The organism is Desulfurivibrio nitratireducens, from assembly GCF_044068515.1.
Lineage (GTDB): Bacteria > Desulfobacterota > Desulfobulbia > Desulfobulbales > Desulfurivibrionaceae > Desulfurivibrio.
The window spans coordinates 1-17713 of the sequence record NZ_JBIPKI010000048.1 but is presented as its reverse complement, the minus strand read 5'-3'; the positions used below and the strand labels follow the sequence as shown (position 1 = coordinate 17713).

Sequence of the window (17713 nt, the reverse complement as noted above, 5' to 3'; positions counted from 1 at the left end):
CGGCTCACATAGCGCTGCTATAGTTTGCCGGCCTGCTTGGCCAAATCTGGGGTACTGCTGATCGTTTACCTTTACCGTTATACGTTAATATGCAGGGGTGGTCTTAAACATTATGCATTGTTCCAAGTGTGGGGAGTCGCTTGGGCGCCCTAGAAATCCGGTGCCCACCGTGGATATTATTATTGAGTTGGCGGGGGGAATCGTGCTGATCCAGCGCAAAAATCCGCCGCCGGGCTGGGCTCTGCCGGGAGGCTTCGTCGATTACGGCGAAAGCCTGGAGGAGGCCGCCGTTCGGGAGGCCCGCGAGGAGACCGGGCTGGAGATCCGCCTGCTGCGCCAGTTCCACACTTATTCAGACCCCGGCCGGGACCCCCGGCTGCATACCATCAGCACGGTGTTCGTCGCCAGCGCCCAAGGCGAGCCCAAGGCCGGTGACGATGCCGCCCGGGCGGCCGTTTTCACCCGCGCCGACCTGCCGCCCCTGGCCTTTGACCACGCCGCCATTCTCGCTGATTATTTCCGCCAGAAGGATATTGACTAAGCCTGATGGTCATGGTTTAAGAGGCAAGATCATGGGGCTGTAGCTCAGATGGGAGAGCGACGCGTTCGCAATGCGTAGGTCAGGGGTTCGATCCCCCTCAGCTCCACCAGTCGATAATCCGGCCAGGTCCGGTGAATCACACCAAACCCGCTTCCCGCAAAGGAAGGCGGGTTTTTTTATTGCCAGCCAGAGCCAAGAAAAAATTTTGCCAGCCAGGCGGGCGGGGGCAAGTATAGAGAAACCAAGGCATGAGCCATAGCGATCTCACCCGACTTAGGCCCCTGGGGCGGAAACCCTGATCGATAGCGCAATGCTTAACGAAATGCCGGGACCGCAACGGGAAGATCAAAACCGGGCCGGGACAACAGGAAAAATCAAGGGATGTTTGGTCGGTTTGGTGGAGTGATGGGTTGTTCGAGGGGGGAGTTTTCAGGGACATCGGCGCGTTGCTGCTGTTTCTCGAGCTTTTGCAGCCTTTTTGCTTCTTTCTTTTTTTTCTTCGCCAACTCTTTCTGGCGTTTTTCGAATGAATAATTGGTCCTGGCCAAGAATCTCTCCTTCCGGATCTGCCGGGGCTGGCGGACAAAAGCGCCGCGTTGGCAAAAAAAAGACCCCGCTTAACGCGGGGTCTTTGTTGTGGTCGTGATCAGTATTTACTTCTGAACAACGTTGGAAGCAGCCGGACCCTTGGGGCCATCGACGATGTCAAACGTTACGCGACCGCCTTCCTGCAAGGACTTGAAGCCATCGGCCTGAATTGCGCTGTGGTGAACAAAAACATCGCTGCCCCCATCCTGCTCAATAAAACCAAAGCCCTTTGCATCGTTAAACCATTTTACCGTACCTTCAGCCATCTTGTAATACTCCTTTGTGCGGGTTTCCTCAGGAAACCTCTTAATGAATAGACTGAACCATCAACCTCTGATAGTCCAAAACAGATAATACTCGGCGGCAGGTTTTTATACAAGGAATAATGATGTTTTTATTATTTAGTAACCGGCCCGGGCGAAAATTGCCGCTGTCAGTCGAGCCCGCCCAGGTAGTTGAAGGCGGACAGGCCCGAGCGGCGGCGGCCCTTGCCCGCTTGGCGCAGGAGGGGCGGCAACTCGTGCCGGCCGATTTTCTGCCAGCGCAGATCAATCACCCCGTAAGCCAGGCCGCTGGCGGCCAGCTCTTCGCTATAAGGCAGCAGGGAAAAAGGCCGCTCGGCCAGAGCCAGAGTCTGGCCGAAATCCCGGGCCAGCACAAAACCTTCCCCCCGCGGACTGAACAGGGGAACCTGGTAACGGAAATGGACCGAATCCAGGCGAGAGGTAAAAAGCGGCGGCCGGCCGTAAATGGTCAGGCCCAAAGGACCGCGCCGGGCGCTGGCCAACAGAGCCAGGCTTTGCCGATCGGTCTCGATCGCCGCCTGGACGGCGACAAGGCCGAACCGGCGGCAGTTTTCCCGGGCCAGGCTGTTGAGGATATTGAGGGTGTAATCGCCATAAAGGGTCAACCCGGAGCGCGACGACCGGCCCTTGTCCCGTAAGCCGCGGTGAGGGGCGCGGTTGCTTGCGCCACTCTCGGCGGCGGTGAAGAGCAGCAACTGGCCCAAGTGACCGATTTGCCAGGCGTGGCAGCCCTGAGCGCGCAATTCGGCAATCTTCTCCCGGTAGAAAGCCAGATCCTGCTCCAGGATGATCGGCGGCAAGGCCCAGATCAAGCGATCCGCCAATCTGCGCCAGAGTCTGCCGGCGGCAGCAAACCGGGGCCAGCTTTCCGGGGTCAGCGGCAAAACGACCTGCATAACTTCCGGCGGCAGGCGCTGCGACAATAGCCGAGGATCGTCAAGTCGGAGCCAAAGCGGTAAATTGCGGCCCTCTGCCCTGGCCGGCTCGACCGTCTTCCCCTCGGAACGGGGCCGCCGGGCAGATTTGGACCGCCCTCCCCCGTCCCCGCCCCGATCCCCGGCAACTGCCACCGGACCAAGGAAAGTCATGATTTCCCGCCGCAGCGGTTGTTTTTCCAGGGCAGCGGCCCGGCGCCGGGACGCTTCCGCGACCACCAGCTGCCGCCGCTTTTCGCCCCGGCGGCCGGCCAGATCCACCTTGTAAAGGCTGTCGCCGGTCCGCGCCGCGGCGGGCAGCAGAATTTCCACATCGCCGCCGGCCGGGATTGTCTCCCCGGCCAGGGCAGCTCCGGCCGGAGGCCCCGATCCCCGCCCTCCCCGCTGGGTTGATCGCTGCCCCTTGAGGGCCCGGATTTCCTTGGCCGTAAAGGCCAGGCGGTCCCCGCTGGGTTCGCTGTGGAGCCGTAAGCGATCTCCTTTGCGCAGGGGATGGCGCAGGGTTATGACCCCCCACTGATCTCGGCCGGCCCGGATCTTGCCGAGAAAAAGGCCGATGTTGCCCGAATGGCCGGGGGAAACCAGTTCCTTGAAAGGCCGTTGCAGGAAACCGGAGCCGGTCCGGCGCCCCAGGGCCTCGGCCAACAGGGCCCGACCTTCGCCCAGGGCCGCGGCCCAGCGGGGGGAAGGGGCCGCCGCCGAGCGATCCTCGTCAACGGCGCCGGACCCGCCCGCCCCGGCCAGACCTTCCATGGCATCTATCACCAGGCGATAAGCCCGGATCACCCGGTCGACATAGAGCGCGCTGCGCATCCGGCCTTCAATCTTAACCGACCCCACCCCCGCCCGCCGCAAGTCCGGCAGCAACTCCAAGGCCTCGAGATCGTTCATCGAAAAGAGATAAGCGCTTTTGTCGGTTCCGGCTTTGGCGCGCCAGCGATAGGCGCGCCGGCAGGGTTGAACGCAGCGGCCCCGCAGGCCGCTCTTGCCGCCCAGGTAACTGCTGAAAAGGCAAAGCCCGGAATAGCTGAAACACATGGCCCCGTGGACAAAAACCTCCAGTTCCACCACGGTTTCCCGGCGGATGGCGGCGATCTCCGCCAGGGTCAATTCCCGGGCCAGAACCACCCGGGCAAAACCCATGGCGGCGAATTGCCGCACCGCCAGGTTGTTGTGCGCCCCCAGCAGGGTGCTGGCGTGCAAGCGCAGCTTAGGAAAAAAACGGCGGCAGAGTTCGTAAAGGCCCAGATCCTGGATGATCAGGGCGTCAACCCCCAAACCGGCCAGCAGTTCGACGGTGGCGGCGGCCCGAACCAGCTCGTCTTCCTTGAGCAGGCTGTTCATCGCCGCATAGACCCGTACCTCGCGCTCGTGGGCGTATGCGATCATCGCCGCCAGCTCGGCCGGGGTGAAGTCCCGGGCCAAAGCCCGGGCGTTGGCGGCCGGCGCCCCGATGTAGACGGCATCGGCCCCGGCGTCCACCGCCGCGGTAAATGTTTCCAGGCTGCCGACCGGGGCCAGCAATTCCAGCAACGAAGGCTTCATATCAAACAACCAGCAGAGGTGAATGGCACAGGCTTCAGCAGCCCGGGCAAAGGGGGCCAGGGATAAATTTGGCGCGGGTTTAAAGAGGGGCCTGGCGGTACCGGTGATCGGCACCGCTCCGGAGTGCTGGTCCGGCGGCCGGATCAGCCTTCATCGGCTGACAAGGGGAGAACGAAGTAGAAATTGTTGCCCATCGCGGTTCTTTCGTAGCCCACCACCCCACCGTGGATTTCCACCACCTGCTTGATGAAGGCCAAGCCGTGGCCGGTACCGGGCTTATCCTTGCTCGCCTCGCCGCGGAATCCATCCCGGTAGAGCATTTGGGCCTCTTCCTCGCTCAGATGCTTGCCGGTGGTGAAAACGTTGAACTTGACCCCGTCCCGGGAGGGGCCAAAATAGTTGGCCAGGTACTCCCGCCCGTAAGCCATGATCTTGACCGGCTCACCGGAGCCGTCCCGCACCGGCATGGTATATTTGACCGCATTGGAAAAGAGATTGGCATATACCTGGGAGAGCAGACCCACATCCACCCGCAGGGGAATTTCCTCGTCGGCCATGTCGGCCGGCTGGGCGATCCTGATCCCGTGCTTGACCAGACGGTGACCGTAATGATCGAGCTGGGGGGCGATGACCTCCTTTTCGATGGAGCAGGTCCGGGGCCGGATCACCAGGTGACCCTTGCGGAAATGATCGCGCCGGAAAAGGCTTTCCAGGAAGAGGCTGTAATTGTTGTAGTGTTCCAGCATCTCCCGGTGGTTGGCGGCCAGATCATCGTAAAGCGCTTCCAGCCGTTCCTGGATGCGGCCGCAAGCCGTATCGTCACAGCCATTGGTTCCGGCCTGGCGCATCCGGGAAAATTCCCGGCTGACCTCTTCCAGTTCATTGAGCCGGCGGCGCAACTTGTTGAAGAGGTGGCGGAAATACATATTGGGGGTGATGACATTATGCTCGATGTCCATCACCAGGTTGTTGATGAACTTGAGGTGGCGGATGTTCTGCTGGGCGATCAGCCGGTTATGCAGGTTATAGCCGATGCGGTTGGCGTATTTGCGCAGGAAGAAGCGATTGGCCTTATCCAGGCCGGCCCCCCCGGGAATTTCCAGTATGCCCAGCACCAGATCGGTCAGGCGGCGGGGCTCACTGCCCTCCTGGCCGCTGGGCTTGCGCTGGATCGGCACCAGCAGGGATTTTTGGAAAATGGCAGTGCGGCAACTCAGGTGCATTTTCTGCGGAGCCGGCAACGGCGGCACGACCAGACCGGTTTCGCTGTCGCAGACCAGGGAAAGAACGTCCCGGCGTTCATTGAGGAGGTGAAGCCGGGCGGCCAGACCGAGAAAAATCAGCGGCACGGCGACACAGACCCGGTAAAAATCCTCCATGGTGTCGTATTCCTGGGCCAGATCGAAAAAAGTGCGCAAGACTGCGTTCTGGGCTTCGGAAAAATTGTAGCGCCGATAACTGCGCTCTTTTTCCCGAACCCGTTGCAACACCCTTTCCAGGGCCTGCTTCTCTTCCTCTACGGATAAAGTCATCCCTGTTGGACCAGCACCACTTCATCGGAACCGTCATGTTCCCGCAACAGGACATGGACATGTTCGCCCAGCCCAACCTGGACATCCAGCCCGATGTAATCCGCCTGGATGGGTAATTCCCGCCCGCCCCGGTCCACCAGGGCCGCCAGTTGAATGCAGCGGGGCCGGCCCAGGTCCATGATGGCGTCGAGCGCCGCCCGGATAGTCCGACCGGTATAAACCACGTCATCCACCAGAACCACCACCTTGTCCTGCAGGGAAAAATCAATGGAGGTCTTCTTGACCACCGGATTCTGCGAAGCCAGACTCCAGTCGTCACGGTAAAGGGTGATATCGAGGCTGCCGGCCGGCAGGCTGATGCCGAACTGCTCCTGGATCAACTGCTGGATGCGGCGGGCCAGGTAGACGCCGCCGGTATAAATACCGATGATCGCCAGGTTTTCCACCCCATGATTGTGCTCGACAATCTGCAGAGCCATCCGGGTCAGGGAACGATCAATATCATCGCCATTCATCAAGCGGGTTTTAACCTTCTGGGTCATATGTCACCTCATCCGGCCGGTTCCGGCCGTTTTTTTATTTATACCATTTGGGGGGCGGTGATCGTAGTCGGCAAATTACAATCCCGCCGGGCGGCGCAATAGCTGATCAGGGCCAGAATGATGCCACTCCCCGTTGGGCCACCAGGTTGACCGCCTCGGGATAAGCCCGGCATTCGGCCGCGAAAACCTTGGCGGCGATATCCTCCGGGCTGTCGTTTTCGGCCAGCGGCACACAGTGCTGAACCACGATCGGGCCTTCATCATAGACCTCGTTGGCAAAGTGCACCGTACAGCCGCTGACCTTGACCCCCCGGGCATGGGCCGCCCGGTGCACCCGCATCCCGTACATTCCGGCCCCACAGAAGGAAGGGATCAGGGAGGGATGAATATTGAGCACCGAACGCCGCAAATGTTCCGGCGGGGTATAAAGTTTGAGAAAGCCGGCCAGCAACACCAGGTCCACCGGGTAATCGGCCAGGATCCGATTGATTTCCCCGCTGGCGGCGGCATGAAAAGCGGGATAGTCATAACGTCGGGCCTTTTCCAGCCCCAGGGCCGCGGCGGAGCTGGCGATCACCACCTGGATCCGGCCGGCCATCCGGCCCTCCTTGATGTGTTGGTGAAAGTTATCCAGGGTCCGGCCCGAGCCGGACAGCAGAACGGCCAGATTCATACAGCTTCTCCCGTAGCAGGTTTGATTCGCCAAATCGTAAATATTCAACAGCCGCGGCGAATCTTCAGGATTCAAGGGCCAGCAGGGCTATAGTGCTCGTGACGCCCTTTCACGCCATCACTCAGTCCCTTTATTGCAGGGCGGGATCACGGTCGACATCCACCTGTTTCAGCCAGGCGGTGATGGTGGTGTCATAGTTGCCGGTCAACTCAAAAACCTTTACCGCCAGGCGGAAGCGGGTCTTGAGGGTTGTATTGCCGTGTTCCTTGAGTTCGGCCAGAACCTGGGGGTAGTCGGCGGGGTCAACAATCACGGTGACATCCCGGAAATTCTTGGCCGAGGAGCGGAGCATGGTGGGGCCGCCGATATCGATATTCTCGATGGCCTTATCCAGAGTGCAGGCGGGATCGGCCACGGTCTTTTCAAAAGCGTAGAGATTGACGGCGACGATATCAATGGGCAAGAGGCCGTGTTCCCGCATCTGGCGGAGATGTTCGGGATTGTCCCGACGGGCCAGCAGGCCGCCGTGGACTTTGGGATGCAGGGTCTTGACCCGCCCGTCGAGCATCTCGGGAAAACCGGTAAAATCGGCCACGTCCTTGACCGGAATCCCGTGATCCCGCATTTTTTGGGCCGTGCCGCCGGTGGAAAGGATTTCAATCCCCAGTTGGGCCAACTCGCCGGCAAAACCTTCAATCCCGCTCTTGTCCGTCAGGCTGATCAACGCCCGTTCCGCTTTAGCCATCTTCAAATTCTCCCGTTTGGTTAATAATATTGTCAGCCGGTCCTGGCGGCCCGGCAGTCCGATTCGCAGTCTGCTAATTTACCACAGCGGCCCCGGCGAGCCCAGGGTAAATGCGGCCTCTTTCGGGGTTGGGGCAAAATCTTGCGCCCTGGTCGCGGCGGGCGGCAAGGTCGAAAAATCGGCAAAAGCGGGCCGGGTATTTTGCCAGCCGCCAAGAAAACGGAGGATCCCGCGCCCTTCAGGTTTCCTCCTGGCGCGTGAATTTTTTGATCAGGCGCCGATCCCGCTTGCCGGGGCGCCCGGCGGGGCGCAGCGGCCCGGCCTGGCGAAGCAGGCGGCGCTCCGCCTGGAGGTCTTGGCGGCGGGCCAGGCTGGCCGGATCTTCCTCGTACAATCGGGCCGCCGCCGGAGCGGAAAGCCGCCGGGCGCTCAACTCCCGAACCGTGACAATAAATTCCAGCCCCGCCTTGTGCACCACCAGCAGGTCCCCGGGCCCGATCAATCGGGCCGCCTTGACCCGGCCGCCGTTAACCTGGACCTTGCCGCCGTTGACCGCCTGGGCGGCCAGGCTCCGGGTTTTAAAGAAGCGCGCCGCCCAGAGCCACTTGTCGATTCTGATTTTCTCCCCGCCGGCATCATTCTCCATAACTATCCGGATTTAAACCACACCTGGAGTCCGTTTGCAACAACCTCAGCGGGGCCCGCCGCCGTTCCGGCCCGGCCCCCCCCCCGGCGCCCCGGTTCATCGCCGAGCAGGGCTATTGCTCGCCGGTGGCCACCCTTTTGCCCACCGGGGCCAGGTAAAGGGTGAATTCCTCTTCCCCGTCCAGGCCGATCAGTTCATCCATCGCCTGCTGGTCGTAGGCCCCAATCGCGCAGGTCCCGGCCTCGATGGCCTCGCAGGCCAGGTAAAGATTCTGGCAGACATGGCCCGCGTCCAGCAGCATGACTCGATGGGCGGTCAAGCCGTAGCGCCATTCGGTGCGATAGGGAATGCAGGACCAGACAAAAGTTACGGCGGCGGTCCCGACAAATGCCTGGCCGTAAGCGGCCCGGCCCAGAACCTCACCCATCTCCTCGATGTCGCGGATGTGCACCAGTTGGTTTTCGAAGGGCAGGAAACGGTAGAGACCCGGCGGAACCCCTTCCACGTTGCCGATGAAAAGGTAGGTTTCAAAACTGTGCCGGGATCCGGCCGAGGGGACGTTGCGCAGGGCCGTCCCCCGGCCGAGTACTTTGCGCACCCCCTGGGTGGCCCACAGCAGAAAGGCAAGCTCGGTCAGCCGCAGGGCCCGGGAGGAAAAATGGCGCCGGCTTTTGCGGCCGCCGATGGCCGCGGCCAGGTCGATCCGGCCGATCTGACCGGCCCACTCCTCCGGACCGGCCAGGCGAATCAGTCGGGCCCGGGGGTCGTGGGGTTTTTGCATCTTGGGCGCCGGTACGCCCCGATTCTGGTCGGTACGGGAAAAATCCACCTCCCCCCGCAGGGCATCGGTCATGAAACGACGATGGGCAAGGATCTGGTCTTTAATCATGGGTCCTCCATAAGGCTGCTCCGGCCGGTTTGTCACATTGCCGAACCGGCAATTACCTTGTTCCCGCCGGCTCTGCCTTCTTGTTATCGATGGCGGCTCCAGTTGCCCGGCCGGGGTTATTAGCCCTTAAGGCGGTCCAGCCGCAACCGTTGGCGTTCATCGAACAGGCGCCGTGCCCCCAGCCAGGTGGCCAGCAGGATCGCGAAACCGGTGCCGGCGGTGATCATGAACATGATCAGGATCTGGTATTTCACCGCCTCCATGGGCGGGGTGCCGGAAAGGATCTGGCCGGTCATCATCCCCGGCAGGCTGACCACCCCGGCCGCCGCCATGGCGTTGATGATCGGAATCAGACCGATCCGCACGCTCTCGCGGATATTGTCGCGCATCGCCGCCCGCCACTCCTGCCCCAGGGCCAGGCGGGTCTCGATCACCGCCTGCTGCTGCCAGGCGAAATGGGTCAGGCGGTCCAGGGCCAGGGCGACCCCGGTCATGGTGTTGCCCAGCATCATCCCCAGCAGGGGAATGGCGTACTGGGGATAATACCAGGGATCGTTGCCGATGATGACCAGCAGAGCAAAAACCGTGGTAGCAAAGGCCGAGACAAACATCGAGCCGGTGCCGAGGGCATAACCCCAACTGCCGGCAAAAGGCCGCTTCTGGCGGGCCATGACCTCGCGGCCGGCAATCAGCAGCATCACCAGGGCCATCAGGCTCACCCAGAACAGGGTGGCGTGGGCAAAAAGGGCCTTGAGGACCAGGCCGATCAACAGCAACTGGACGGTGGTCCGCAGCCCCGCGATCAGCAGCTGGCGCTCCACCTGCAGGCGCAGCAGCAGCGAGAGGCCGGCCAGGAGCACGATCAGGCCGGCGGCAATGGCCAGATCACCATAACTCAGAACGATGAGATTCATGACCGCTGCTCCTCCAGCATGGCGCCGTTGATCACCAGCCGGCGATCGGCAACCCGCGCGATCTGGCCGGGGTCGTGGCTGACCCACAAAATCGGCGCCTGGTGCTTTTGGCGGTACCCGTCAATCAAGGCTTCCACCCGGCCGATACTGGCCGGATCCAGACTGGCCGTGGGCTCGTCCAGCAGCAGTGCCCGGGGCCGGTGCGACAAAAGGCGCAGAATGGCCAGGCGCTGCCGCTCCCCGGTGGAGCAGCGGGCCAATTGCCAGTCCAGCACCTCCGGCCCGAAACCGAGGGCGGCGAATTCCTCGGCCGCCACCTGGGCGAAATGATCACCGACCCGATCGGTCCACCACTGGGACTCGGCCGGCAGCAAGCTCACCTGCCGCCGCCAGAGATGGGCCGGCATCTCCTCGCAGGCCCGGCCGGCGAGCAAAACCCGGCCCCGGTGGGGAATCAGGTCGGCGATGGCCCGCAGGAGCAGGGACTTGCCGCTGCCCGATGGTCCCGACAGGCACACGGTCTCGCCGGGCTTGATCTCCAGGTCCAGGGTAAGCTCCTGGACCTGGAGCTGCTCAATGGTCAGCATCGATAAACTCTCTGGTCAGCAATCCGGCATTTACGGCGATTCAGCCCAAAAAAGGGGGCCGGCGGCCGGTTTCGGCCCAACCTGATGGGATGCCGGTCGGCGTTGTCCTCTCACAACTTATCATGAAAAACCAGCAGCGCCTCCGGGGCGCGGCTGGCTATCTGCCGGGCCACCTTGGCCGGCACCACCTCGTAAGCGCCCCCCAGTTTGACAATGGCCAACTGGCCGCGACTGAGCTGGTCCGTCATCTCCTCGGAGACAAAGATCCGCTTGATCTTGTTCTGTTCGACAAAATGATAGGGTTCACCCCGCTCATCCCGGGGCAGGCGACTGTGCTCAATGAGCTGCTTGACCTGGGCCTGTTGCTCCCGCAACCGGGACTCCTCGGCGCGCTGCCGATTGAGTTCCCGGTTGCGCAGGTCCTGGACGACCTGCTCTTCCCTGGTCCGGTTGACCGGCGCCACCGGGTTTTTGCCCTGCTTCCGCCGGCGGCTGATCCGTTTCTCGTGCTCGACTTTCCGGGCCTGTTTTTTGTCGACCAGGCCGGCCTTGAGCAGTTGGTCCTTCAATGAGGTTCCCATGCTTTATCCCGTGCGAGTTGATGGATCGGCGCTCGGGGCCGATTGTTGCCGGTTGATCCTGGTGGTCCTTACTCCGGCAAGAGCTCTGTGCTGTCCGGCATTTGACCATATTCAGCCTGGGATTCAAAGGGATATGATGGCTGGGCGCCGGCGAAAAATCATTGGCGCCGCCGGCAAAATATGAATACAACAGACCCAGGCCTTGGCGCCGCCAAAACATTTACCTGGCGCTGAAAGACCAGACCTGACGCCGCCCTATAACCGGCTTTCCCAAGGCCGGAATGCCGGCGGACCAGCGGCTGAAAAAGATGGGAGAATGATCAATGGCTCAAGCCTGGCGGATAATTGACCGCACTGAGACCGACGAAGGCCTGCTCGACTTGCGGCAAAGGGGGCAAAAGGATTTTCTGATCACCATCGCGGGCCGGATCCTGATGAATTCCTCGGCCAACCGGTCCGAGATCGTTTTGGCCCAGCTGGCCTGCGCCCCGCTCCAGCAAGTCCCGCAACCCCGGGTGCTGGTGGGAGGCCTGGGCATGGGCTTTACCCTGAAAGCGGCCCTGGACAGCCTGCCCGCCGCCGCCGCGGTTATGGTGGCGGAGCTGAACCCGATTATGGTCAGCTGGTGCCGGGGCCCCCTTGCTCCCTTAACCGGCGGGGCCGTTGACGATCCGCGGGCCGAGGTGGTGCTTGCCGACGTGGCCGAGGTTATTGCCAATGCGGCGGCCAAAGGCAAAGAACAGCGCTTTGATGCCATAATCCTCGATCTCTACGAAGGCCCTTATGAGGGTGACCAGGGGCGGGGCGACTATCTCTACGGCAAGAAAGCGCTTGAACTCAGCCGGGCTGCCCTGCGACCGGGCGGGGTGTTTGCGGTCTGGTCCGAAGATCCCGACCAGGCCTTTGAGAAACGGCTGCGGTCGGCCGGATTTTCCGTTCACCGGCAACGGCCGGGCCGGGGCGGACGCAGGCATGTTGTTTATATAGCCCGCAAGGAGAACTAAGCTCTCGCCCTGCCAACGCCAGGGCTGGCGGCAGCAATCGGATTGCCCCGCTCTCTTGGTAAAAATCCTCAGTATCAGGTAAATTATTTTTCTTTTTGGTGATACGGCAGTACTATTTCGGGCTGGTCCAGCGACGCCATCACTAGCTCGCCAGCTGTCACAGCATGACGAAAAGGAAGATCAACCAGTTGCAACGGAGGTCAGCATGGAACTTCAACTTGCCGGCAAGGTTATTCTGGTAACCGGGGCGAGCAGAGGTATCGGAGCGGCGGCGGCCAAGGCTCTGGCCGCTTGCGGCGCCAAAGTGATTGTCAATTACGTTCGCGCCCGGGCTAAGGCGGATGAAGTCGTCGCCGCCATCGAGACCGCGGGGGGCCAGGCCCTGGCCATCCAGGCCGACGTCCGCGACCGGGCGGCGGTGGCTGACCTGGTCCGCACGGCTGGGGAGCGGTTCGGCAATATCGATGTGCTGGTCAACAACGCCCACCTGGATTTTCCCATCAAGCCCTTCACCTCCTTGACCTGGCCGGAAATCGAGGCCAAGGTCAGCGGCGAACTCAAGGCCCTCTACAATTGCTGTCAGGAGGTGTTGCCGGATATGCGGCAGCGCCGGGCCGGCAAACTGATCCTGGTCAGCAGCACCCTCTCACGCTGCCCGGCCGAAGGCTTTGCCGCCCACGCCGCCGCCAAAGCCGGTTTGGACGGGATGGCCCGGGTCCTGGCCACCGAACTGGGGCCCGACGGCATCACGGTCAACGTCATCGCCCCGGGCCTCACCGCCACCGACGCCACCGCCGACTTGCCTGCCCAGATGCGAGAGTTCATCACCGCCGCCACCCCCTTGCGCCGCGTGGGCATCCCGGAAGATGTGGCAGGAGTCGTGGTCTGGCTGGCCTCCGCGCTGGCCGATCATGTCACCGGCCAATATATCCCGGTCGACGGCGGGAACTATATGCTTTAGGCCAATTGGTCATGTTGTGACCAGAAGCCGCCATGTTATAATGGCCGGCCATCCGGAGCCGGCCATCCTTAAAAAACAGCTGAAAACGCTGCGGAATAAAAAACCTTGCTCCCTGGACAGCATTCGCTGTTGATATTTTGGCGCGTCTGAATTACATGGTATGCCGAATAAATTACAGCTAATCTGCACAGCTTATTGTGCCAACTCCACCTCGGTTTGGGGGTTTATCTATGCACTGGCTTACTCAGACCTTTACATCTTCCATCGGTAAAAAGGCCCTCATGGCCACCAGCGGCCTGTTGCTCGGCTTTTTCGTGCTGGTCCACATGCTGGGCAACACCACCACCTTCGCCGGGCGCGAAGTATTCATCGCCTATGCCGAAGCCCTGCATGCCTACGACAGCCTGCTGATCGTTTTTGAACTGGTCCTGCTGGCTTTTTTTCTCGGCCATGTGATCTCGGCCCTGTCGCTGGCGCTGGCCAACCGCGCCGCCCGCCCCACCCCTTACGCCGTTAAAGCCGATGCCGGCGGCCGGACCCTGGCCTCCCGCAGCATGCTCTACAGCGGCTTGGTGGTCCTGGTTTTTCTGGTTGTTCATGTCTTCCAGTTCAAGTTCGGCAACCGGGAGTCGCTGTCGGTGGACCTGATCCGCCAGATCCTGCAGCAGCCCCTGTTCGCCCTGTTTTACCTGGTCGGAGCCCTGGCCGTGGCTCTCCATATCAGCCACGGCTTCTGGAGCCTCTGGCAATCGCTGGGCGTCGAGCATCCCAAATACAATCCGGCCCTGCGGGGGGGGGCGGTGGGGCTGGCCATTGTCACCGGCCTGATGTTCAGCCTGATTCCCGTGGCTGTTCTCCTCTTCCCCCGTTTTCTTCTCTAATTCGACCGTTCTTATTTAAGGATAAGCCCATGCCACTTGATGCCCAAATCCCCTCCGGCCCGCTGGCCGAAAAATGGGACCGCCACCGTTTCAACCTGAAACTGGTCAATCCGGCCAACAAGCGCAAGTATTCCGTCATCGTGGTGGGGGCGGGCCTCGCCGGAGCCTCGGCCGCCGCCAGCCTGGCGGAGCTGGGTTACCAGGTCAAGGTTTTCTGCCTCCAGGACAGCCCCCGGCGGGGCCACAGCATCGCCGCCCAGGGCGGGATCAACGCGGCCAAAAACTATCGCAACGACGGCGATTCGATTTTCCGCCTCTTTTACGACACCATCAAAGGGGGCGATTTCCGGGCCCGGGAGGCCAACGTCTATCGCCTGGCCCAGATCAGCAACGAAATCATCGACCAGTGCGTCGCCCAGGGCGTGCCTTTTGCCCGGGAATACGGTGGCGGCCTGGCCAACCGCTCCTTCGGCGGAGCCCAGGTCTCCCGGACCTTCTACGCCCGGGGCCAGACCGGCCAGCAGCTGCTGCTGGGGGCCTACGGAGCCCTGATGCGCCAGGTCGGCCAGGGTAAAGTGACCATGCTTCCCCGCCGGGAAATGCTGGATCTGGTGGTTGACGAGGGCCGGGCCCAAGGGATCATCGTCCGCGACATGATCAGCGGCGAGCTGGAAACCCACGCCGCCCATGCGGTGGTACTGGCCACCGGGGGCTACGGCAACGCCTATTTTCTCTCCACCAACGCCATGGCCTCCAATGTCACCGCCGCCTTCCGGGCCTGGAAGCGGGGGGCCTGGTTCGCCAACCCCTGCTTTGTCCAGATTCACCCGACTTGCATCCCGGTCCATGGCACCTATCAGTCCAAGCTCACCCTGATGAGTGAAAGTCTGCGCAACGACGGCCGGGTCTGGGTTCCCCGCCAGGCCGGGGACCAGCGGCCGCCGTCCCGGATCCCCGAGGCCGAGCGCGATTATTTTCTCGAAAGCAAATATCCCTCCTTCGGCAACCTGGTTCCCCGGGACGTGGCTTCCCGCAACGCCAAGGAGCAGTGCGACCAGGGCAAAGGAGTGGGCTCCACCGGTCTGGCGGTCTATCTTGATTTCGCCGAAGCGATCCAGCGGGAAGGCCAGGCCGCCATTCTCAAGAAATACGGCAACCTCTTCCAGATGTACGAGAAGATCACCGCCGTCGACCCGGTCAAGGAACCGATGATGATCTATCCGGCGGTCCACTACACCATGGGGGGGCTCTGGGTGGATTACAACCTGATGAGCACCGTGCCGGGACTTTTCGTGCTCGGCGAGGCCAATTTTTCCGACCATGGGGCCAACCGGCTCGGCGCCAGCGCCCTGATGCAGGGTCTGGCCGACGGTTATTTCATTCTGCCGGCCACCATCGGCGGCTACCTGGCCCAGACTCCGGCCCAGACCCCCAACCCCGACCGCCCCGCCTTTGTGGAGGCCCGCCAGGCCAGCGAGAACCGCCTGAGCCGGCTGCTGGCGGCCCGGGGCAAGCGCACCATCGACGACTTCCACCGGGAACTGGGGCTGCTGCTCTGGGACAGTTGCGGCATGGCCCGCAACGAAGCGGGACTGCGCCGGGCCCTGGCCCGGGTGCCGGAAATCCGGGAGGAATTCTGGCGCAATGTCCTGGTCCCGGGAACCAACGCCGAACTGAACCAGTCCCTGGAACGGGCCGGCCGGGTCGCCGATTTTATCGAGTTTGCCGAGCTGATGATCATCGACGCCCTGGCCCGCAGCGAATCCTGCGGCTGCCACTTCCGCGAGGAAAGCCAGACTTCGGAAAACGAAGCCCGGCGCGATGATGCCAATTTCAGCCATGTTACCGCCTGGGAATACCAAACCGCCGCCGCTCCCGTCGAACACCGGGAGCCCCTGGCTTTCGAAAACGTAACCCCGAGTCAAAGGAGCTACAAGTGAGCGACACCATTCGCCTGACTCTGAAAATCTGGCGCCAGCACGATTCCGCCTCCCCCGGGGCTTTGCGGGAATATGCGGTGGGTCCCCTTTCCACCGAGATGTCTTTCCTGGAAATGCTGGATGTATTGAACGAAGACCTGGCCCTGAAAGGCGACGAGCCGGTGGTCTTCGACCACGACTGCCGGGAGGGCATCTGCGGGATGTGCGGGGCGGTGGTCAACGGCCGGGCCCACGGTCCCCAGCCGGGCACCACCCTTTGCCAATTGCATCTCCGTCATTTCCGGGACGGCGACACCGTGGTGATCGAGCCCTTCCGGGCCGGGGCCTTCCCCTTGCTCCGGGATCTGGCGGTTGATCGCTCCGCTTTTGATGTGGTGATTGCCGCCGGCGGTTACGTTTCGGTCAATACCGGCGGCGCTCCGGAAGCCAACACCATTCCCGTCCCCCAGGCGGCGGCGGAGAAGGCCCTGGACGCGGCCGAATGCATCGGCTGCGGGGCCTGCGTGGCGGCCTGCCCCAACGCGGCGGCCATGCTTTTTGTCGGGGCCAAGGTTTCCCATCTGGCCCTGTTGCCCCAGGGTGCCCCGGAGCGGGACCGCCGGGCTCTGGACATGGTTCGCCGGATGGATCAGCTCGGCTTCGGCAACTGCAGCAACGAGCGGGAGTGCGAGGCGGCCTGTCCCAAGGGAGTCAGCATTGGCAACATCGCCCGCCTGAACCGGGAATTCCTCCGGGCTTCCTTGCGTTCCGAGGAAGAGTAACCGGAAGCGACCATGCTTGAACATCTCCAGATCCTGGTGGTCCTGCTGCCGGTTTTCTTCCTGATCATGCTGGGCTTTATCCTGGGCCAGAGCGGTTTTCCCGGCAAGGCTTTCTGGGAACCGGCGGAAAAGCTGACCTATTATCTGCTCCTGCCGGCCCTTCTGGTCCAGAAGATCGCCGCCCCCAATCCCGACAGCAACAGCCTGGAAGCCCTTACCCTGATGGCGGCCATGCTCGCCAGCCTGCTGGTGCTGACCGTGCTGCTGCTGGTGCTGCGGCCGCTTTTTTTCACCCATGGCCCCTCTTTTACTTCGGTCTACCAGGGGACCATCCGCTTCAATTCCTATATCGGCATCTCCATCGTCCTCTTTCTCTTCGGGGAACAGGGAGTGCTGACCGCGGCCATTCTGCTCGCCTTTCTGATCCCCCTGGTCAATGTCATCAGCATCACCATTCTGATCCGCTTCGGCCGCAACCATATCGGCGATTCCACCAAGCGGCGGGCCATTTTCCGGGCGGTGCTGACCAACCCGGTGGTGATCGCCTGCCTGCTTGGCCTGCTGCTCCAGCACGGCGAGGTGCCAATCCCCCTCCCGGTGGACAATCTCCTCGAGATCATGGGCCGGGCCGCCCTGCCCCTGGGCCTGCTGGCGGTGGGCGCGGCCCTGGAACCGGCCGTGTTGCGGCTCAATTCTCTGCTGATCGTCACCGTCACCACCTTCAAGCTGCTGCTCTATCCCCTGCTGGCCTGGTCCTTCTGCCTGCTTTTCGCGGTGCCGTCCTTGCCCGCCAAGGTCGCGGTGATCTTCGCGGCCCTGCCCGGCTCCGCCCTCTCCACCATTCTCGCCCGCCAGCTGGGAGGCGACACCCCCCTGATCTCCGGCATCACCACCGCCCAAACCCTGGCCGCGGCTCTGACCTTGCCGCTTATTCTTTATCTGATTTTGTAACTCCGCGTCGGAATGGTCAAAGAGCCGGTCTTTCGGCTTGCCGCTTCCCCCCCCCCCCCCGCATTTTTTAACAAGCACCGTTGTTGGCCGTAAAAGACCCAAAATCGAGTAGGGTGAAGCGGGCTGATCAAGCCCGCTTCATCCCTCTCACAGAACCGTACGTACGGACCTCGTATACGGCTCCTGTTTATT

18 protein-coding genes, 1 tRNA gene and 1 pseudogene are annotated in these 17713 nt (G+C 62.2%); 8 read left to right on the top strand and 12 right to left on the bottom strand.

Translation table 11 applies throughout. The features are described from left to right. The first annotated feature begins 112 nt into the window (after positions 1-112). Positions 113-541, top strand: coding sequence for an NUDIX domain-containing protein (locus ACHHTY_RS10405; protein ID WP_395494068.1), 429 nt, complete (start codon positions 113-115; stop codon positions 539-541). 33 nt (positions 542-574) lie between these two features. Continuing rightward, positions 575-650 (top strand) — tRNA-Ala (locus ACHHTY_RS10400). Between the two features lie 265 nt (positions 651-915). Here the strand turns inward: ACHHTY_RS10400 and ACHHTY_RS10395 are convergent. The 12 genes and pseudogenes from ACHHTY_RS10395 to ACHHTY_RS10340 form a co-directional block, all read right to left on the bottom strand. Next, the gene (locus ACHHTY_RS10395; RefSeq protein WP_395494067.1) at positions 916-1089 is read right to left on the bottom strand and encodes a hypothetical protein; all 174 of its coding nucleotides are present in this window, start codon (positions 1087-1089) and stop codon (positions 916-918) included. Between the two features lie 105 nt (positions 1090-1194). Beyond that, positions 1195-1395 carry a cold-shock protein gene (locus ACHHTY_RS10390; protein ID WP_395494066.1) on the bottom strand — a complete coding sequence of 67 codons (201 nt, stop codon included), beginning with the start codon at positions 1393-1395 and terminating at the stop codon, positions 1195-1197. A gap of 167 nt (positions 1396-1562) precedes the next feature. Next, positions 1563-3914, bottom strand: coding sequence for a peptidase U32 family protein (locus tag ACHHTY_RS10385; RefSeq protein WP_395494065.1), 2352 nt, complete (start codon positions 3912-3914; stop codon positions 1563-1565). A 143-nt stretch (positions 3915-4057) separates the two neighbouring features. Then, positions 4058-5446: a sensor histidine kinase gene (locus ACHHTY_RS10380; RefSeq protein WP_395494064.1), complete on the bottom strand. Its 1389-nt coding sequence runs from the start codon at positions 5444-5446 to the stop codon at positions 4058-4060. After that, positions 5443-5988, bottom strand: coding sequence for a bifunctional pyr operon transcriptional regulator/uracil phosphoribosyltransferase PyrR (pyrR, locus tag ACHHTY_RS10375; RefSeq protein WP_395494063.1), 546 nt, complete (start codon positions 5986-5988; stop codon positions 5443-5445). The genes ACHHTY_RS10380 and pyrR overlap by 4 nt, the downstream gene beginning before the upstream one ends. A gap of 106 nt (positions 5989-6094) precedes the next feature. Then, on the bottom strand, positions 6095-6661 hold the full coding sequence (purN, locus tag ACHHTY_RS10370; protein ID WP_395494062.1) for a phosphoribosylglycinamide formyltransferase: 567 nt from the start codon (positions 6659-6661) through the stop codon (positions 6095-6097). A 169-nt stretch (positions 6662-6830) separates the two neighbouring features. Continuing rightward, positions 6831-7406, bottom strand: a pseudogene (locus ACHHTY_RS10365) (IMP cyclohydrolase); the annotation flags it as partial. A 238-nt stretch (positions 7407-7644) separates the two neighbouring features. Beyond that, positions 7645-8052 (bottom strand): RNA-binding S4 domain-containing protein, encoded by a 408-nt coding sequence (locus tag ACHHTY_RS10360; protein ID WP_395494061.1) that lies wholly within the window; start codon positions 8050-8052, stop codon positions 7645-7647. A gap of 112 nt (positions 8053-8164) precedes the next feature. Then, complete coding sequence (locus ACHHTY_RS10355; RefSeq protein ID WP_395494060.1) at positions 8165-8941, bottom strand: SagB/ThcOx family dehydrogenase; 777 nt, start codon at positions 8939-8941, stop codon at positions 8165-8167. A 119-nt stretch (positions 8942-9060) separates the two neighbouring features. Next, the gene (locus ACHHTY_RS10350) at positions 9061-9855 is read right to left on the bottom strand and encodes an ABC transporter permease (RefSeq protein ID WP_395494059.1); all 795 of its coding nucleotides are present in this window, start codon (positions 9853-9855) and stop codon (positions 9061-9063) included. Next, positions 9852-10442: an ABC transporter ATP-binding protein gene (locus ACHHTY_RS10345; protein WP_395494058.1), complete on the bottom strand. Its 591-nt coding sequence runs from the start codon at positions 10440-10442 to the stop codon at positions 9852-9854. Before ACHHTY_RS10345 ends, ACHHTY_RS10350 begins: the two co-directional genes overlap by 4 nt. 110 nt (positions 10443-10552) lie before the next feature. Continuing rightward, the gene (locus tag ACHHTY_RS10340; protein WP_395494057.1) at positions 10553-11023 is read right to left on the bottom strand and encodes a DUF2058 domain-containing protein; all 471 of its coding nucleotides are present in this window, start codon (positions 11021-11023) and stop codon (positions 10553-10555) included. Between the two features lie 323 nt (positions 11024-11346). Between ACHHTY_RS10340 and ACHHTY_RS10335 the strand changes: the two genes are divergently transcribed. From ACHHTY_RS10335 to ACHHTY_RS10310, 6 genes are all read left to right on the top strand, one after another. Next, complete coding sequence (locus tag ACHHTY_RS10335) at positions 11347-12027, top strand: spermidine synthase (protein ID WP_395494056.1); 681 nt, start codon at positions 11347-11349, stop codon at positions 12025-12027. Between the two features lie 205 nt (positions 12028-12232). After that, positions 12233-12988 carry an SDR family oxidoreductase gene (locus ACHHTY_RS10330; RefSeq protein WP_395494054.1) on the top strand — a complete coding sequence of 252 codons (756 nt, stop codon included), beginning with the start codon at positions 12233-12235 and terminating at the stop codon, positions 12986-12988. Between the two features lie 230 nt (positions 12989-13218). After that, positions 13219-13869 (top strand): succinate dehydrogenase cytochrome b subunit, encoded by a 651-nt coding sequence (locus tag ACHHTY_RS10325; RefSeq protein WP_395494052.1) that lies wholly within the window; start codon positions 13219-13221, stop codon positions 13867-13869. Between the two features lie 29 nt (positions 13870-13898). Further along, positions 13899-15809, top strand: a complete 1911-nt coding sequence (locus ACHHTY_RS10320) for a fumarate reductase/succinate dehydrogenase flavoprotein subunit (RefSeq protein WP_395494051.1) — start codon at positions 13899-13901, stop codon at positions 15807-15809. After that, positions 15806-16570 (top strand): succinate dehydrogenase/fumarate reductase iron-sulfur subunit, encoded by a 765-nt coding sequence (locus tag ACHHTY_RS10315; protein ID WP_395494050.1) that lies wholly within the window; start codon positions 15806-15808, stop codon positions 16568-16570. The genes ACHHTY_RS10320 and ACHHTY_RS10315 overlap by 4 nt, the downstream gene beginning before the upstream one ends. 12 nt (positions 16571-16582) lie before the next feature. Further along, positions 16583-17521: an AEC family transporter gene (locus ACHHTY_RS10310; RefSeq protein WP_395494049.1), complete on the top strand. Its 939-nt coding sequence runs from the start codon at positions 16583-16585 to the stop codon at positions 17519-17521. The last annotated feature ends 192 nt before the right edge of the window (positions 17522-17713 follow it).

Excerpts from the sequence above, each read along its gene's own strand:
- ACHHTY_RS10380 (WP_395494064.1), bottom strand. The coding sequence starts at position 5,446 with ATGACTTTATCCGTAGAGGAAGAGAAGCAGGCCCTGGAAAGGGTGTTG.
- ACHHTY_RS10335 (WP_395494056.1), top strand. The coding sequence starts at position 11,347 with ATGGCTCAAGCCTGGCGGATAATTGACCGCACTGAGACCGACGAAGGC.
- ACHHTY_RS10385 (WP_395494065.1), bottom strand. The coding sequence starts at position 3,914 with ATGAAGCCTTCGTTGCTGGAATTGCTGGCCCCGGTCGGCAGCCTGGAA.
- ACHHTY_RS10310 (WP_395494049.1), top strand. The coding sequence starts at position 16,583 with ATGCTTGAACATCTCCAGATCCTGGTGGTCCTGCTGCCGGTTTTCTTC.
- ACHHTY_RS10350 (WP_395494059.1), bottom strand. The coding sequence starts at position 9,855 with ATGAATCTCATCGTTCTGAGTTATGGTGATCTGGCCATTGCCGCCGGC.
- ACHHTY_RS10355 (WP_395494060.1), bottom strand. The coding sequence starts at position 8,941 with ATGATTAAAGACCAGATCCTTGCCCATCGTCGTTTCATGACCGATGCC.
- ACHHTY_RS10405 (WP_395494068.1), top strand. The coding sequence starts at position 113 with ATGCATTGTTCCAAGTGTGGGGAGTCGCTTGGGCGCCCTAGAAATCCG.
- ACHHTY_RS10390 (WP_395494066.1), bottom strand. The coding sequence starts at position 1,395 with ATGGCTGAAGGTACGGTAAAATGGTTTAACGATGCAAAGGGCTTTGGT.
- purN (WP_395494062.1), bottom strand. The coding sequence starts at position 6,661 with ATGAATCTGGCCGTTCTGCTGTCCGGCTCGGGCCGGACCCTGGATAAC.
- ACHHTY_RS10340 (WP_395494057.1), bottom strand. The coding sequence starts at position 11,023 with ATGGGAACCTCATTGAAGGACCAACTGCTCAAGGCCGGCCTGGTCGAC.
- ACHHTY_RS10325 (WP_395494052.1), top strand. The coding sequence starts at position 13,219 with ATGCACTGGCTTACTCAGACCTTTACATCTTCCATCGGTAAAAAGGCC.
- ACHHTY_RS10345 (WP_395494058.1), bottom strand. The coding sequence starts at position 10,442 with ATGCTGACCATTGAGCAGCTCCAGGTCCAGGAGCTTACCCTGGACCTG.
- ACHHTY_RS10360 (WP_395494061.1), bottom strand. The coding sequence starts at position 8,052 with ATGGAGAATGATGCCGGCGGGGAGAAAATCAGAATCGACAAGTGGCTC.
- pyrR (WP_395494063.1), bottom strand. The coding sequence starts at position 5,988 with ATGACCCAGAAGGTTAAAACCCGCTTGATGAATGGCGATGATATTGAT.
- ACHHTY_RS10320 (WP_395494051.1), top strand. The coding sequence starts at position 13,899 with ATGCCACTTGATGCCCAAATCCCCTCCGGCCCGCTGGCCGAAAAATGG.
- ACHHTY_RS10330 (WP_395494054.1), top strand. The coding sequence starts at position 12,233 with ATGGAACTTCAACTTGCCGGCAAGGTTATTCTGGTAACCGGGGCGAGC.